Genomic DNA, 14,527 nt, shown 5'->3' with positions numbered 1-14,527 from the left:
TTGCTAAAGCCTAACGGCCCGCTCGACTAGATCAGAACGACCTGCGAATGGTCGCGTACCCGGGACGCTCCCCGCTCTTCATCGGGCGACGCCGGCAAGGACAATGCCCGGCAGGCGCACCAACGCTCTCGTTCCGTCGACAGGTCCAGGGCGCAGTACGACCGTGCCGCCGCCGCGCTCCACGATCGATCGGCTGATGGGCAGGCCCAGCCCGGCGCCGCCGGTGGCGCGGCTGCGCGAGGCCTCCAGGCGACGGAAGGGGGTAAAGACCGCCTCCAGCTGATCCTGCGGCAGGCCCGGCCCTCCGTCGTCGATGACGACGACGACCTCTCCACCTTCCGACGTCACAGCGATCTCGGCCCGGTCGCCATACAGCACCGCATTGTCGATCAGATTGGCCAGGGCGCGCTCCAACTGGTCCCGATCGCCGCGAACCAGATGCTCGCCGTCCGCCACCAGCGTCACGTCTCGTCCCATCGCCACCTGTCGCGCCACGCATTCACGCGCCAGATCGGCAAGGTCCAAAGGCTCGGACGTCCATGGCGCCTCCTCGCCGCGCACATAGGTCAACAGTTGGGCGATCAGCCGCTCCATCCGGGCGATGTCGGCGATGGCGGCCTCGCGCGGGATTTCCGCCAGCCCCTCCACCCGCAGACGCAGGCCGGTCAGCGGTGTTCTCAGGTCGTGGGCCACGGCGGCCATGATGGCGGTGCGTTCCTTCAGCGCCTCGCCCAGACGGTCGCGCATGGCGTCCAGAGCCCGGGCCGCTTCCGCCGCCTCGCGCGGGCCGCCGACGAAGGCCGTCGCGGGTTCATCGCCGCGCGCCGCCTCGGCCAGCCGCTGGAACGGCGCGGCCAGCCGTCCCGCCCCCCACAGGGCCAGCGGCAACAGGACGGCGGCGGCGATCAGGAAGGCCAGCCCCATGCGCAACCGCTGCGGCGTCAGCCACGGCGACGGCGGCGTCACCACCGCCCAGCGCCCGTCCGCCTGACGCGCCGCCGCCTCGAAGGAGGCGAAGCTCATCCCCGGCGAAAGGGCCATGCTCGCCAACAGGGCCTTCAGTCCCTCCGACGGCGCAGGCGGCAGGGAGCCGCCCGCCGGAACGCGCTCGGGGCTCAGCGGTCGCACCCGCACCTCGGCCATCGGCGCGTCCAGCAGCACCGCCAGCCCGGCCTGGGCCACCAGAGCCTGGCCGGCGCGCGCGGCCTCAAACGGCGGCGCGGCGACGACGCGACGCCGCCAGCCCGTCTCCGCTTCACCGGTCAGAGCCGCCTGCGCCTCGGCCAGCGTCACCCGCGCGGGCGGCGGGGCGGGAAAGGCTAGGGCGATGACGAAGGCGACCGTCAGGCACAGCAGGATGGCCGCGACAGTGAAGCCCGCCGTCAGGGTGCGGATGGACAGCGTGCTCATCGTCGCACCGGCGCGCGGAAGCGATAGCCCGCCCCGCGCACCGTCTCGATCAGCGGCGCCTGCCCCGGCCGGTCCAGCTTGCGCCGCAGACGGCTGACCGCCAGATCGACGGCCCGGTCGAAGTTCTCGGCCAGAGGCCCGTGGGTGTTCTCCAGGATCTGGTCGCGGCTCAGGATACGCCCGCCCGACCGCATGAAGGTCAGCAGCAGGGCGAACTCGCCTGCCGTCAGTTCCACCGCCTCTCCTCCCGGATCGGACAGCCGTCGCGCCTCGACCTCCAGCGCCCAGCCCTCGAAGGCCAGGCCCCGATCCATCGCCTCGTCCGCGTGGACGGGGCGACGCAGAACGGCGCGGATGCGGGCCAGAAGCTCGCGCGGCTCGAACGGCTTGGGCAGATAGTCCGCAGCCCCGACCTCCAGGCCGACGATGCGGTCGGTCGTCTCGCCCATGGCGCTGAGCATCAGCACCGGGGCTCGCCCCTGCAACCGCCGACAGATCGACAGCCCGTCCTCGCCCGGCATCATCACGTCCAGCACGACCAGATCAGGCATGGCCTCGGCCAGCCGCGCGTCCATGGCCGCGCCGCCATCCGCCGTCCGCACGCCATAGCCCGCGCCCGACAGATAGTCCTGCAGGGCCCCCCTCAGGCTGGCGTCGTCATCGACGATCAGGATGTCGGCCGTCGCGTTCATGATCCCCCTGTCCTCTTCCCCTTTTGTATCTCTGTTGTGTCGGCGCGCGCTCGGCAAGCGCCCCGTCGGACATGAAGGCGATACGGAGCCCGGCGAGCCTGATCCTCCACCTTCGGAGACGCCCATGTTCGCCCTTGTCCTGCTGTTGACCTCGACCGCCGCATCCGCCGCCCCCCTTCATGCCCCTGGCTCCCTCTGCGCCCGCGCCCTCGCCGCCGCGCCTGATCTCAGCTGCGCCGGGTCGGGGCACGGCGTCGCCCTGGCGGCCACTGCGGAGGAGGCGGAGCGGCTGGCGGGCTACGCTCGGGCGGGCGAGACCCGGTTCACCGCGCAGTTCGGTCGCGACATCGCCCCCTATGTCGTGATCTCGACCCCGCCCGTCCCGCAACGCGCCGCCCTGACCGCCGCCGGCTTCACCCACGTCCTGCCCTGGCCCGCCCCGCGCGCCTTCGATGAGGCGGCCCGTCGCGGCGTCGAACAGGGGACCAGACGCTTCGCCGCCTCCCAGAACATGACCCCGACCCAGACCGAGGAGGTCGTCGCCCGCGCCCTGTCCCAGATCCCCGACGCCAAGGCCCAGGCCGCACTGGACGCGGGCATGGTCCCGCATGAACTGGGCCACCTGTGGTTCACTCAGGCCTTCTGGCCACAGCCCGCCTCGACTGACGCCGACGCTCCGCGCCACTACGGCGGTCCCGGTCCCGACTGGCTGGACGAAGCCGCCGCCGTCGTGCTGGAGGACGAGGCCACCGCCGCCCAGCGTCGCGACCAGTTCCGCGCCCTCATCAAGGGCGAGGTCGTGCCCGCCGTCGGCCCCATCGACGGCCGCGCCATGCTGCTGGACCTGCCCGGCCTGTTGACCCGCGAACATCCCGGTCTGGCGCGTGCCGTCGCCGTCGCCCCCGAGGTCGCGGCCAGCGGCGGCGTCGGCGTCAGCTTCACCCCGGCCGGCGCCGGTCCCCGTCCCGCCGCGATGGAACGCGTCTTCTACATCCAGGCCCGCGTCTTCGCCGACTATCTGATCCAGAAGTCAGGCCGCCCGACCATCCTCGCCGACATCGCACAAGGCATGGCGGGCGGCGTCAGCTTTGAGGCCTGGCTCGCCGCCAAGGGGGGCGATTTCGGCCTGCCCGCCTCCGTCAGGGACCTCCAGAAGGACTGGGTGGCATTCGCGACGACCGCATAGCCGGCGCTGAAGCCGCTGATCGCCGCATCAAAGGCTCTGGAAAAAATGAGCGTTGGTCGGATTTCACTGACACCGGCTCTCGCCGTTTTGAAAAGCTTATAAATTACAAAATGCTACCGGGATCGCGGGAAAGTTCCCACGACTCCAGCTCCCGACTCAGGGCCGCACCCTGGCCGTCATGCAGGTGTCCGGCGGCCCGCAAAGCTTCAACGCGGTCGACACCCCGCGCCTGCTGGGCCGCTGTGTGCGGATGATCACCATCCCCCCCGGCGATCTTCAAAGGCATGCCGGTCATCGAATAGGCGGAAGCACGACCCAAGTCAGTTGGGTGAAACAGGAGTCGATTTCATGAAATTCGACAGTTCTGAACCGAAGTGGCGCACCCGACAGGATTCGAACCTGTGACCTCTGCCTTCGGAGGGCAGCACTCTATCCAGCTGAGCTACGGGTGCGTCTGCGGCGTCAAGGCCGGACGGCGGTGCTTACAGCATGGGCCGGGCGGCCTCAATCCCTGAATCTCGGCGGCGACGCCTTCTTGGCGTGCAGGCCGCAAGGGCCTAGCGTCGCGGTCGGAGAGAGGGAGTTTCCATGCGCCATATGACGATCGCCGCCCTGATAGGCGCCAGCCTCCTGACCGCCTGCGCAGGCACGCCTCGGTCCGCCGCCGACAGTCTTGACGCCGTGGCCCGCGACTATGTCGCCCTGACGCTGGAGATCGGCGAGCGCGAACCAGGCTATGTCGACGCCTATTACGGCCCGGCGGAATGGGCCGAGGCGGCCAAGGCCCATCCGCGCGCCCTGCCCCAGCTGGCCGAGAGCGCCGCCGCCCTGAGCCGTCGACTGGAGACCTTGCCGACGGCGGGTCTGGACGCGCAGAGCCGGCAACGCCGCGCCTATCTGTCGGCCCATGTCTCGGCGGCCTCGGCGCGGTTGCGGATGCTGCAGGGCGAAAAGATGAGCTTTGCCGACGAGGCCGAGGCCCTGTTCGGGGTGCGACCGGAACTTCGCCCCCTGTCGTCCTATGATCCGGTACTGGCGCGCATCGACGCCCTGATCCCCGGCGAGGGGCCGCTGGCCGACCGGGGCGCGGCCTTCCGCGCCCGCTACGTCATTCCCAAGGATAGGCTGGAGCCGGTGATGCGGGCCGCCATTGCGGAGTGCAAGGCGCGCACCGAGCGGCACATGACCCTGCCCGCCAACGAGACCTTCACCCTAGAGTTCGTCAACAACAAGCCGTGGTCGGGCTACAACTGGTACAAGGGCAACGCCTTCAGCCTGATCCAGGTCAACACCGACCTGCCCATCTATATCGACCGCGCCGTCGATCTGGGCTGCCACGAGGGCTATCCCGGCCACCACGTCTACAACGCCCTGCTGGAACAGACCTTCGTCAAGCAGAAGGGCTGGGTCGAGATGAGCGTCTACCCCCTGTTCAGCCCCATGTCCTTCATCGCCGAGGGCAGCGCCAACTACGGCATCGACCTGGCCTTCCCCGGCCACGAACGCACCGATTTCGAGAAGCGCGCCCTCTATCCGCTGGCCGGGCTGGACCCGGCGACGGCCGAGGCCCAGACGCAGTTGCTGGCCCTGACGCGCGAGCTGGGCCGGGCGGAATACACCGTGGCGGACGCCTATCTGGCCGGACGAATCGACCGCGAGACGGCGCTGGACCAATTGCAAAGATACAATCTGGTGGCGCGCGACCGGGCCAACCAGCGCCTCAGCTTTATCGAGACCTACCGCAGCTACATCATCAACTACGGCCTGGGCCGCGACATGGTGCAGGCCTGGGTCGAGGGTCAGGGGCCGGATCATTGGGCCACGACCGAGCGGCTGCTGGCCAGTCAGACCCTGCCGGTCGACCTGGACTAAGCCGCGAGGCAACCCCCTTCGGCGTCTTGCGTTTACCGCCAAGGTTCAACGCAAGAAGGGGGACAACCCATGCGCATCCTGATCATCGCCGCCGCCTCGGTTCTGGCGCTCGGCGCGAGCGCCTGCACCCAGGCCGAGCAGGAGAAGGCCGAGACCCACGCCGAGGCCGCGGGCGACAAGGCGGCCGAGGTCGCCGCCCAGACCGGCGAGGTCGTCGAGTCCGGCGCCATGAAGGCGGCTCAGGCGGTCGAGGAAGGCGCCGGCAAGGTCGCCGACAAGCTGGAAGACAATCAGGCCCAGGCCGCCGCCGAAGGCCGCCCCGGCGCCGTCGACCCGGCCACGGACACGCGGGTCCCGGCGAAGAACTGACTAGCCCTTCTCCCCTTGAGGGAGAAGGTGAGCGCCGAAGGCGCTCGGATGAGGGGTGTCAGCGCCATGCTTGGCAATGTGCGCCGCTGATACCCGCGCCGGACTAACTGAAGGGCGCCGTCGTCACCCCTCATCCGTCATGCTGCGCACGACACCTTCTCCCTCAAGGGGAGAAGGATTCAGCCTTCCGCCAGCAGAGCCCCCACCAGCGCCTTGGCCTCATCGCTGGCCCAGTCCGCCTCGCCGGTCAGGACGGCGCGGACATTGCCCTGGCGATCCAGCAGGATCGTCTGGGGCATGGCCCCCTTGCCGGGAAACTCGAACGGCAACTGGAATTTCGGATCGGCGTAATAGGCCAGCGGGGGGTGGTCGGCGATGAAGGCGCGGGCCTCGGGCACGGCCTTGTCGACGTCCATGCTGATCGTCACCACGGCGACGTCGTCGCGATCCTTGTAGTGTTCGGCCAGAGCCGCGAGCGTCGGCATCTCGATCTTGCAGGGGGCGCACCAGGTGGCCCACAGGTTGACCACGACCACCTTGCCCTTGAAGTCGGCGAAGCGGACATCGTGCCCCTCGGCGTCCTTGAAGACGTAGTCGGGGGCGGGCGTCGGGGCGGGGGTCAGCAGCTTGGCCAGCGAGCCTTTCGCATAGACCGACAGGGCCGATGACGCGGACTCTTTGCCCCCGCCGTCGCGATTGGCGTATAGCATCGCCGCGCCGCCGATCGCGCCGATCAGCAGCACAGCCGCCGCCACGCCCGCCAAAGTCCGTTTAGAGCCGCTCATGTCCGACACGCCTTCCAACACCCCTCAAGGCCAGTCTCTATGGGGCGGGCGCTTCAGCGCCAAGCCCGCAGACATCATGCAGGCCATCAACGTCTCCATCGGCGTCGACAAACGCCTGTGGGCGCAGGACCTCGCCGGCTCGCGGGCCCATTGTCGCATGCTGGCCCAGCAGGGCATCATCCAGCCGGCCGACGCCGAGGCCATCCTCGGCGGACTGGACGTCATCGAGGGGGAGATCAGGGACGGGTCTTTCCCTTTCCGCGACGCCTATGAAGACATCCACATGAACGTCGAGGCCCGCCTGTCGGAGCTGATCGGCGAGCCGTCGGGGCGTCTGCACACGGCGCGCAGCCGCAATGATCAGGTGGCGACCGACTTCCGCCTGTGGGTGCGCGACGCCTGCGACCGCACCGTGGCGCAGCTGAAGGACCTGCAGGCCGCCCTGCTGGACCGGGCCGAGCAGCACGCGGGCGACCTGATGCCCGGCTTCACCCACCTGCAGACGGCCCAGCCGGTGACCTTCGGCCACCACCTCATGGCCTATGTCGAGATGTTCGGCCGCGACGCGAGCCGCTTTTCCGACGCCCGCGCCCGCATGAACGAGAACCCGCTGGGCGCCGCAGCCCTGGCCGGTTCGCCCTTCCCCATCGACCGCCACATGACGGCTAAGGCCCTGGGTTTCGACCGTCCCATGGCGAACTCCCTGGACGCCGTCTCGGATCGCGACTTCGCCCTGGAAAGCCTGGCCGCCGCTTCGATCGCGGCGGGCCATCTGTCGCGTCTGGCCGAGGAGATCGTGGTCTGGATGACGCCGATGTTCGGCTTCGCCTCCCTGCCCGACGACCTGACCACCGGCTCGTCCATCATGCCGCAGAAGCGCAACCCCGACGCCGCCGAACTGGTGCGCGCCAAGACGGGCCGCATCAACGGCGCCCTGATCGCCCTGACCACGGTGATGAAGGGCCTGCCGCTGGCCTATTCCAAGGACATGCAGGAGGACAAGCCGCCGGTGTTCGAGGCCTTCGACGCCCTTGATCTGGCCCTGACGGCCATGACCGCCATGGTCGCCGCCATCATCCCCAACACGCCGCGCATGGCCGCCGCCGCCGGCGCCGGCTTCTCGACCGCCACCGACCTGGCCGACTGGCTGGTGCGCGAACTGAATCTGCCGTTCCGCCAGGCCCACCACGTCACCGGCGCCGCCGTGAAGCGGGCCGAGACGCTGGGCGTCGGTCTGGGCGAATTGCCGCTGACGGAGCTGCAGGCTCTGGATGGCCGGATCACCGAAGGCGTGTATGAAGTCCTGACGCCGGAAGCCTCCTGCGCCAGCCGCCAGAGCTTCGGCGGCACGGCGCCGGATCAGGTCCGCGCCCGTATCGCCGACTGGAGAAGCCGCCTGTGAAAAAGACCCTGATCCTCGCGGCCGCCGCCGCCCTGCTGCTCTCGGCTTGCGGCCGCATGGCCGATCTGGAAGCGCCCGGCGCCGTTCAGACGGAGCGCGCGCCGCGCGACAAGAACGCCGCCCGCCTGCCCGATCCAGCCACGATCAACACCGCCCCGCGCCAAAACCCGATCGACAGCGGGGCGTCGGACCCCTTCGGCCGCCCCCCATCGCTCTGATCGGCCCTCCCCCCTCCAGACCGGACTCCCCGCCGTGCATTATTTCGACCTGAAGGACGGCGTTCTGCACGCCGAGGGCGTCTCGCTGGAGACGCTGGCGGCGGAGGTCGGCACCCCGACCTATGTCTATTCCTCGGCCACCCTGCGCCGTCACTACGGCCTGCTGCGCGACGCCTGCGACGCACACAAGGAGGCTCTGGGCGACGCCCTGATCGCCTTCGCGGTCAAGGCTAACTCCAACCTGTCGGTGCTGGCGACGCTGGCCAAGCTCGGCTGCGGCGCGGACACCGTGTCCGAGGGCGAGATCCGTCGCGCCCTGGCGGCGGGCGTTCCGGGCGAGCGCATCATCTTTTCCGGCGTGGGCAAGACCGACGCCGAACTGGCCTTCGCCATCGACGTCGGCGTGCGCCAGATCAACGTCGAGTCCTCGGCGGAACTGGAACGGCTGATCCTCGTGGCGGCGGCCAAGGCGGCGTCGCCCGCCATCGCCATCCGGGTCAATCCCAAGATCGGCGCGGGGGGCCACGCCAAGATCACCACCGGCGGCGCGGGCGACAAGTTCGGCGTCCCGGTCGAGGAGGCGCTGAGCCTCTACGCCCGCGCCTCCGCCTCGCCCCACGTCACGCCCGTGGGCCTGGCCTGCCACATCGGCAGCCAGATCACCGACCTGACCCCGCTGGAAAACGCCTTCCGCGTCCTGCGGGACATGACAGAGGCCCTGCGTGCGCAGGGCCACAGCGTCACCCGTCTGGACCTCGGCGGCGGCCTGGGCGTGCCCTATTACGGCGACGCCGAAACCGCCTCGCCCGCCGACTATGTCGCCATGGCGGCGCGGGTGCTGGACGGTCTGGGCGTCGAAGCGGCCTTCGAGCCCGGCCGCCTGATGGCCGCCAATGCGGGCGTGCTGCTGAGTCGGGTCATTCAGGTCAACGAGCGCACCGACGGGCGCCGCTTCCTGGTGCTGGACGCGGCGATGAACGACCTGATGCGTCCCGCCCTCTACGACGCCTTCCACGATCTGAAGCCGGTGCGTCCGCGCACAGGCGACGACCGTCCCTATGACGTGGTCGGCCCCGTCTGCGAGACCGGCGACACCTTCGCCCGCGACCGCGACCTGCCGCCGCTCGAGGCGGGTGATCTGGTCGTCTTCATGAGCGCGGGGGCCTACGGGGCCGTCATGAGCGGGGAATACAACACCCGCCCGCTGGCCGCCGAGGTTCTGGTAGATGGCGAGCGCTGCGCGGTCATCCGCCCGCGCCCGACCTATGAACAGATGTTCGCCCGCGAACCGATGGCGGACTGGCTCTAGGGCCTAGTCCAGCGCGCAGATGTCGGGCAGGCCGCGCAGGCCGCCCTTGTGATCCAGGCCGTAGCCGACGAGGAAACGGTTGGGGGCTTCCCAGCCGACGAAGTCGGGCTCGGGCGCGCGCGCCTCGGGCCAGGGCTTGCGGGCGAAGACGCAGGTCAGGACTTCCGACGCCCCGGCTTCCTTCGTGATGCGAACCGCCTCGGCCAGCGACAGGCCGGTGTCGAAGACGTCGTCTAGGATCAGCACCCGCTTGCCCGCGATGGGCCGTTGATAGGGCGCATAGACGTCGATGTTGCCCCGGCTGGTCTTCTCGTCGCCGTAGGAGGCCAGCCACAGGGCGTCAAAACGGACGTGACGCCCCTCGCGCGACAGAGCGCGAGTCAGGTCGGCCCCGAACCACAGCCCGCCGGTCAGCAGGACGGCGGCCACCGTCTCGTCGTCGATGACGGGGGCGATGCGCCGCGCGAGGTCGGCGACGATCGCCTCAATCTCGGAATGCGGCAGGAGAACCGTGGGGGGCGCCGGGTCGTGATCAGCCATGCCCGGCGGATACTCCCTGGGCGGGGCGGCTGTCGAGGGGCTGGGCGTCCCGGGGCGTCATATCGGCGCCCGTCCCGCGACGCAGACCCTCTTCGACAGCGGGCGGCGCACGACGAGCAGCCGGTTCGGCGGGGCGTGCCTCGGCCGGCGCGGCGGGAGCCTCGCGCTTCGGCTCCAGCACGAAATCGAAATTGGCTTCAGCGATCGTGTGATCCGCGTCGGGCACGACGACGGCGAAGCCCAGCACCTTCCCCGGCAAGACCGGCGCGGCCTCCAGGCGCACGATGCGATGCCCCACCTCGGCCCCGGCGGCGTTCAACAGGGCCACGCGCACGGGCGGCGCCACAACCTCGTTGTCGCGAATATTGCGCAGAGCGCCGGAGACCACGACCTTGCCCGGATCATAGGGGGCGAGGCGGATGCCGACGGCCTCGAACTCCAGCCCGGCCAAATTCACCGGCGCGCCGACCAGTTTGTAAACGGCGGCGGCCTGGGGCCAGGCCTGAACGATGGGCAGGCGGAAGGCGAAGGCGGCGCCGATCAGGGCCAGGAAGACCACGGCCAAGGCGGCCCAGACGGCGCCCTGGGTCGCCGCGCGACGCATCTTGCGCTGCTGCTCGGCCTTGGCGCGGAAGGCGCGCGGCAGTTCGGGCGCGGGCGTCTCGGCAAGGGTCTCGGGGGCCTCCTCGCGCTTGCCGAAACCGGCGGCCTCGGCGACCGGCTCGTCGGCGGCGGCGGACAGTTCCAGAGGCTCGTCCTCCAGCGTCGCGCGCCAGTCATGACCGCAGGCCTTGCAGCGCACGCGACGGCCGTTCGGGCCAATCGCCTCGTCGGGAACAAAATAGCTGGTGGCGCAGGCGGGGCAGGTCAGTATCATGTCGGCTGACTGCGAGGCTCGACGCCCCCTCCTGTCGAGGCGCCCGCAACGCCCCGGTCCAATACGAAACCTGAATGCCAAACTCGACCCGACGCGCCGCCGACCCTGAACCCGCGCCCGACACCGTCCGCCTGCGGGGCGTGGGTTTCGGCTATGCGGGCAGGCCCGACGTCCTGCGCGACGTTAACCTAAGTCTGCCGCAGGGCTCTTTCCACTTCCTTACCGGACCCTCCGGCGCGGGCAAGTCTTCGCTGTTGCGGCTGCTGACCCTGGCCGAGCGGCCGCAGACGGGGCGAATCAGTCTGTTCGGCCGCAACGTCACCGACCTGCCGCGCGGCGGCGTGCCCGCTTTCCGGCGGCGGATGGGGGTGGTGTTTCAGGACTTCCGCCTGCTCGATCACCTGACCGCCTTTGAAAACGCCGCCCTGCCCCTGACCCTGGCGGGCGGCAAGCCCGCCGATCACGCCGCCGACGTGGCCGAGATGCTGCGCTGGGTCGGTCTGGGCCAGAGGATGGACGCCCTGCCGCCCGCCCTGTCCGGCGGCGAGAAGCAGCGCCTGGCCATCGCCCGCGCCGTCATCACCCGCCCCCGCCTGATTCTGGCCGACGAACCGACCGGCAGCGTCGACCGGGCCATGGGCGAGAAGCTGATGCGGCTGTTCCAGTCGCTGAACAAGCTGGGCGCCACCGTCCTGATCGCCAGCCACGACGAAGCCTTGGCCGCGCGTGTCGGCGCGTCCGTGCTGCGGCTGGAGAACGGCGAACTGCGTCTGACCGAGCCGACGGGAGCCGCCGCATGATCCGCGCCCTCTTCGCCACAGGGCCCGGCCTGTTGTCGCGCGAAGCGGGCGGCGAGCGCTGGCTGATGCTGGTCATCGCCGTGCTGTGCTTCCTCGCCTCCATCACCGCCGTCGGCGCCCTGGCCGCTGACCGGGCCGCCCACGGCTGGGCGCGCCAGTTGCGGGCCGAGGCCACGGTGCAGGTCCGCCCCCGCGTGGACGAGACCGGCCCCACCGCCGCCGCCCGCGCCGCCGAGACCCTGGCCGGGGTCAAGGGCGTGGCCGAGGCCGAGGCCATGGACCGCAAGGCGGCGGAAAGCCTGCTGCGGCCCTGGGTCGGCGAGGCGGCCCTGCCCGACCTGCCCCTGCCCTATCTGGTCACGGTGCGGCTGGACCCGCAGGCCCCGGCCAGCGCCCCGACGCTGAGCCGCGCCCTGGCCGAGGCCGGGCTGGACGCCACCGTCGACGACCACAGCCTGTGGCGCGGCGAGGTCGAGCGTTCGGCGGGCGTCATCACCGCCCTGGCCGGCGCGGCCTTCCTGCTGATCGCGGCGGCGACGGCGGCGGTCATCGCCTACGCCACCCGCGCGGGCATGGCGGCCCAGGCCGGCGTGATCGAGACCCTGAGCCTGAACGGCGCCTCGGACTTCTATGTCGCAGGCCTGTTCCAGCGCCGCTTCGGCGGACTGGCGGCGAAGGCCGGCGCCCTGGGGGCGGGGATCGCCGCCCTGCTTCTGGCCCTGCTGCGCCTGATCGGCGGCGAGGGCGGCCTGACCCCGGCTCTGCCGCTGGCCTTCTCCGACCTCGCCATCCTGATCGCCTGTCCGGTGCTGGCCTTCGGCGTCGCCCTGCTGGCCGCCCGCTTCACGGCTCTGGCGAAGCTGGGCGCGCGTGGCTAGTTAAGCATCATGAAGTTCCTGACGCTGATCGCCGTGGTGGCGCTGATGTGGCTGGTGGGGTTGTTCGCCTTCGCCGAGCGCGTGCGCGGCCTGACGCCGGCGCCCGAGCCCGTACGCGCCGACGCCATCGTCGCCCTGACCGGCCCCTCGGCCGAGCGGGTCAACGCGGCCATCCGCCTGCTGGAACAGGACAAGGGCCGCCGGGTGCTGATCTCGGGCGTCAACCGCGACGTGCGCCGCCAGGAACTGCGCGCCCTGACGCCGGGTTCCAGCAAGCTGTTCAACTGCTGCGTCGACCTGGGCTTCGAGGCCGAGAACACCGTCGGCAACGCCCAGGAGATCGCCGCCTGGGCCCGCGCCAAGGGCTATGACGACCTGATCGTCGTCACCTCCGACTACCACATGCCGCGCAGCCTGCTGGAAATTCGCGGCGCCGCGCCGGGGGTCAGGCTGACGCCCTACGCCGTCTCGACGCCGTCGCTGGACAATTCGCGCTGGTGGCGGGCCGCCGTCACCGCCCGGCGGATGACGCTGGAATACATGAAATACCTGGCCGTGCTGGGCCGCGAGGGGATGCATCGGCTTAGGGGCCATCATCCCGAACGCGCCGCGCCGCCGACCCAGCCCGAGGCTGCCTGAATGACCACCGTCCGCTCACTGCTTTTCGTCGTCTGGCTCTATCTGTCGATGGTGATCTTCGCCGTCGGCCTGTCGCCGGCCCTGCTGATGCCGCACGGCGCCGCCATGGGCGTCATCAAGCTGTGGTCGAAATTCGTCCTGTTCGGCCTGCGCTGGATCGCCGGCGTCAAGGTGGAAGTGCGCGGCCTGGAGCATCGCCCGACCGGCGCCGCCCTGCTGGCCTGCAAGCATCAGGGCATGCTGGACGTCATCGCCCCCTTCTCCTTCCTCGACGACACCTGCTTCATCATGAAGAAGGAGCTGATGCCCCTGCCCTTCTTCGGCTGGTTCGCCTGGAAGACCAAGATGATCGCCGTGGACCGTTCGGCCCATTCCAAGGCCCTGAAGGACATGGTGCGTCAGGCCCGCGCCCGTCACGCCGAGGGCCGCCAGATCCTGATCTTCCCCGAAGGCACGCGCGGCGAGATCGGCGCCGCCCCCGACTACAAGCCCGGCATCGCCGCCCTGTACCGCGACCTCGACAGCCCCTGCTGGCCCATCGCCACCAACTCGGGCGTCCACTGGCCGGCACATGGATTCAAGCGCTATCCCGGCACCATCGTCTTTGAGTTCCTGCCGCCCATTCCTGCCGGCCTGAAGCGCGCCGAGTTCATGGCCGAACTGGAGAACCGCATTGAAACGGCCTCCACCGCCTTGTTGAGGCCCTAAACACCGGCTTTGCAGGACGGCTATATCATCAGCCGTTGACCTGCGATCTTTCTATGTCTTCACGCGTCGCGCTCGCCGCCCTGGCCGCCGCCCTGTTCGCCCTGCCCGCCGCCTCCGCCCTGGCCCAGTCCATGCCCTATGAGGCGGTCGAGGCGCCGACGACGTGGAAGGTCGATATCGGCGGCGGGGTGGTGCGCGGCTTCAGCGCCACCGGCAATACCAACGACGAGTTCAACTTCACCGCCTGGGGCTCGGCCTCCTGGCGTGACGTGGTCTACGCCAACGGGCTGGACGGTCTGGGCTGGAACGCGGTCAAGCGCGACGATCTGCGCATGGGCGTGCAGGTGCGCCCGCGCTTCGCCGCCGGAGATATTGAAGGTCTGGATCGCCCCGAACTGGGCGCCGACGCGGCGCTCTACGCCTACAAGCGCCTGCCGGGGAATATCGTCGTCGGCGGCCGCATCCAGCACGACGTCAGCGGCGACGACGCGGGCCTGGAGTACTATGCCTCCGTCGGTCACCAGCGCGTGACGCGCGTCGGCCTGCTGCAGACCATGGGCTATGTGCGCGGCGGGAACGACGAACGCGCCCAGCGCTACTACGGCGTCACGGCGGCCGAGGCGCCGGGCAGCGGCTATGCCGCGTTCGAGCCGTCCGGCGGACTGACCGGTCTGGGCGCCGTGGCCCTGCTGGCCGTGCCGATAGGCGACCGCTTCGGCATGGGCGGCTTCATCAACTACGAACAGCGTCTGGGCGATCTGAAGGACAGTCCGCTGGTCGAGGACGACCACGTCTGGCGCGCGGGCCTGATCGGGGTCGTCCGTTTCAACAGCGGGCAGTAA

The 14,527-nt window shown here is 70.2% G+C and carries 16 protein-coding genes, 1 tRNA gene and 1 pseudogene; 12 read left to right on the top strand and 6 right to left on the bottom strand.

What is annotated here, in order from left to right:
- Positions 1-78: 78 nt before the first annotated feature.
- Together B3K53_RS14420 and B3K53_RS14415 are read right to left on the bottom strand one after the other, a co-directional pair.
- The gene (locus B3K53_RS14420; protein ID WP_292085201.1) at positions 79-1,410 is read right to left on the bottom strand and encodes a sensor histidine kinase; all 1,332 of its coding nucleotides are present in this window, start codon (positions 1,408-1,410) and stop codon (positions 79-81) included.
- On the bottom strand, positions 1,407-2,102 hold the full coding sequence (locus B3K53_RS14415) for a response regulator (RefSeq protein WP_292085200.1): 696 nt from the start codon (positions 2,100-2,102) through the stop codon (positions 1,407-1,409). Before B3K53_RS14415 ends, B3K53_RS14420 begins: the two co-directional genes overlap by 4 nt.
- Before the next feature lie 124 nt (positions 2,103-2,226).
- Between B3K53_RS14415 and B3K53_RS14410 the strand changes: the two genes are divergently transcribed.
- Positions 2,227-3,288, top strand: coding sequence for a hypothetical protein (locus tag B3K53_RS14410; protein WP_292085199.1), 1,062 nt, complete (start codon positions 2,227-2,229; stop codon positions 3,286-3,288).
- Between the two features lie 151 nt (positions 3,289-3,439).
- Positions 3,440-3,553, top strand: a pseudogene (locus tag B3K53_RS14405) (arsenical resistance protein ArsH); the annotation flags it as partial.
- 110 nt (positions 3,554-3,663) lie between these two features.
- Here the strand turns inward: B3K53_RS14405 and B3K53_RS14400 are convergent.
- Positions 3,664-3,740: transfer RNA gene (locus tag B3K53_RS14400), tRNA-Arg, on the bottom strand.
- A gap of 136 nt (positions 3,741-3,876) precedes the next feature.
- Between B3K53_RS14400 and B3K53_RS14395 the strand changes: the two genes are divergently transcribed.
- Both B3K53_RS14395 and B3K53_RS14390 read left to right on the top strand, forming a co-directional pair.
- A complete protein-coding gene (locus tag B3K53_RS14395) occupies positions 3,877-5,160 on the top strand; it encodes a hypothetical protein (protein ID WP_292085198.1) in 1,284 nt (427 codons plus the stop codon).
- 69 nt (positions 5,161-5,229) lie between these two features.
- Positions 5,230-5,529: a hypothetical protein gene (locus B3K53_RS14390; protein WP_292085196.1), complete on the top strand. Its 300-nt coding sequence runs from the start codon at positions 5,230-5,232 to the stop codon at positions 5,527-5,529.
- Between the two features lie 179 nt (positions 5,530-5,708).
- On the opposite strand, the gene B3K53_RS14385 is transcribed toward B3K53_RS14390, so the two are convergent.
- Positions 5,709-6,314, bottom strand: coding sequence for a TlpA family protein disulfide reductase (locus B3K53_RS14385; RefSeq protein ID WP_292085195.1), 606 nt, complete (start codon positions 6,312-6,314; stop codon positions 5,709-5,711).
- Between B3K53_RS14385 and argH the strand changes: the two genes are divergently transcribed.
- From argH to lysA, 3 genes are read left to right on the top strand one after another with little or no spacing between them, the layout of a single operon-like run.
- A complete protein-coding gene (argH, locus tag B3K53_RS14380; RefSeq protein WP_292085194.1) occupies positions 6,313-7,716 on the top strand; it encodes an argininosuccinate lyase in 1,404 nt (467 codons plus the stop codon). The genes B3K53_RS14385 and argH overlap by 2 nt on opposite strands.
- Positions 7,713-7,934: an LPS translocon maturation chaperone LptM gene (lptM, locus tag B3K53_RS14375; RefSeq protein ID WP_292085193.1), complete on the top strand. Its 222-nt coding sequence runs from the start codon at positions 7,713-7,715 to the stop codon at positions 7,932-7,934. The genes argH and lptM overlap by 4 nt, the downstream gene beginning before the upstream one ends.
- Before the next feature lie 34 nt (positions 7,935-7,968).
- Positions 7,969-9,243, top strand: a complete 1,275-nt coding sequence (gene lysA, locus B3K53_RS14370) for a diaminopimelate decarboxylase (RefSeq protein WP_292085192.1) — start codon at positions 7,969-7,971, stop codon at positions 9,241-9,243.
- 3 nt (positions 9,244-9,246) lie between these two features.
- On the opposite strand, the gene B3K53_RS14365 is transcribed toward lysA, so the two are convergent.
- Complete coding sequence (locus B3K53_RS14365) at positions 9,247-9,783, bottom strand: phosphoribosyltransferase (protein ID WP_292085191.1); 537 nt, start codon at positions 9,781-9,783, stop codon at positions 9,247-9,249.
- Complete coding sequence (locus B3K53_RS14360; RefSeq protein WP_292085190.1) at positions 9,776-10,660, bottom strand: MJ0042-type zinc finger domain-containing protein; 885 nt, start codon at positions 10,658-10,660, stop codon at positions 9,776-9,778. Before B3K53_RS14360 ends, B3K53_RS14365 begins: the two co-directional genes overlap by 8 nt.
- 74 nt (positions 10,661-10,734) lie before the next feature.
- On the opposite strand from B3K53_RS14360, the gene B3K53_RS14355 reads away from it, so the two are divergent.
- The 5 genes from B3K53_RS14355 to B3K53_RS14335 are packed head-to-tail and all read left to right on the top strand — an operon-like array spanning position 10,735 to position 14,527.
- On the top strand, positions 10,735-11,460 hold the full coding sequence (locus B3K53_RS14355; protein WP_292085189.1) for a cell division ATP-binding protein FtsE: 726 nt from the start codon (positions 10,735-10,737) through the stop codon (positions 11,458-11,460).
- The gene (locus B3K53_RS14350; protein ID WP_292085188.1) at positions 11,457-12,338 is read left to right on the top strand and encodes a cell division protein FtsX; all 882 of its coding nucleotides are present in this window, start codon (positions 11,457-11,459) and stop codon (positions 12,336-12,338) included. The genes B3K53_RS14355 and B3K53_RS14350 overlap by 4 nt, the downstream gene beginning before the upstream one ends.
- A 9-nt stretch (positions 12,339-12,347) precedes the next feature.
- Positions 12,348-12,977, top strand: coding sequence for a YdcF family protein (locus B3K53_RS14345; RefSeq protein ID WP_292085186.1), 630 nt, complete (start codon positions 12,348-12,350; stop codon positions 12,975-12,977).
- Positions 12,978-13,685, top strand: a complete 708-nt coding sequence (locus tag B3K53_RS14340; protein ID WP_292085185.1) for a lysophospholipid acyltransferase family protein — start codon at positions 12,978-12,980, stop codon at positions 13,683-13,685. It begins immediately after the preceding gene.
- 53 nt (positions 13,686-13,738) lie between these two features.
- Complete coding sequence (locus B3K53_RS14335) at positions 13,739-14,527, top strand: MipA/OmpV family protein (RefSeq protein ID WP_292085184.1); 789 nt, start codon at positions 13,739-13,741, stop codon at positions 14,525-14,527.

The sequence above is a fragment of the Brevundimonas sp. UBA7506 genome, from assembly GCF_002479495.1.
Classification (GTDB): domain Bacteria; phylum Pseudomonadota; class Alphaproteobacteria; order Caulobacterales; family Caulobacteraceae; genus Brevundimonas.
Note: the sequence above shows the minus strand (reverse complement) of the source record. Positions and strands in the feature narration are given on the sequence as shown.

Coding starts and splice junctions, on each gene's coding strand:
- B3K53_RS14350 (WP_292085188.1), top strand. CDS start 11,457: ATGATCCGCGCCCTCTTCGCCACAGGGCCCGGCCTGTTGTCGCGCGAA.
- B3K53_RS14345 (WP_292085186.1), top strand. CDS start 12,348: ATGAAGTTCCTGACGCTGATCGCCGTGGTGGCGCTGATGTGGCTGGTG.
- B3K53_RS14385 (WP_292085195.1), bottom strand. CDS start 6,314: ATGAGCGGCTCTAAACGGACTTTGGCGGGCGTGGCGGCGGCTGTGCTG.
- B3K53_RS14355 (WP_292085189.1), top strand. CDS start 10,735: ATGCCAAACTCGACCCGACGCGCCGCCGACCCTGAACCCGCGCCCGAC.
- B3K53_RS14415 (WP_292085200.1), bottom strand. CDS start 2,102: ATGAACGCGACGGCCGACATCCTGATCGTCGATGACGACGCCAGCCTG.
- B3K53_RS14420 (WP_292085201.1), bottom strand. CDS start 1,410: ATGAGCACGCTGTCCATCCGCACCCTGACGGCGGGCTTCACTGTCGCG.
- B3K53_RS14395 (WP_292085198.1), top strand. CDS start 3,877: ATGCGCCATATGACGATCGCCGCCCTGATAGGCGCCAGCCTCCTGACC.
- B3K53_RS14335 (WP_292085184.1), top strand. CDS start 13,739: ATGTCTTCACGCGTCGCGCTCGCCGCCCTGGCCGCCGCCCTGTTCGCC.
- B3K53_RS14360 (WP_292085190.1), bottom strand. CDS start 10,660: ATGATACTGACCTGCCCCGCCTGCGCCACCAGCTATTTTGTTCCCGAC.
- B3K53_RS14390 (WP_292085196.1), top strand. CDS start 5,230: ATGCGCATCCTGATCATCGCCGCCGCCTCGGTTCTGGCGCTCGGCGCG.
- B3K53_RS14365 (WP_292085191.1), bottom strand. CDS start 9,783: ATGGCTGATCACGACCCGGCGCCCCCCACGGTTCTCCTGCCGCATTCC.
- argH (WP_292085194.1), top strand. CDS start 6,313: ATGTCCGACACGCCTTCCAACACCCCTCAAGGCCAGTCTCTATGGGGC.
- B3K53_RS14410 (WP_292085199.1), top strand. CDS start 2,227: ATGTTCGCCCTTGTCCTGCTGTTGACCTCGACCGCCGCATCCGCCGCC.
- B3K53_RS14340 (WP_292085185.1), top strand. CDS start 12,978: ATGACCACCGTCCGCTCACTGCTTTTCGTCGTCTGGCTCTATCTGTCG.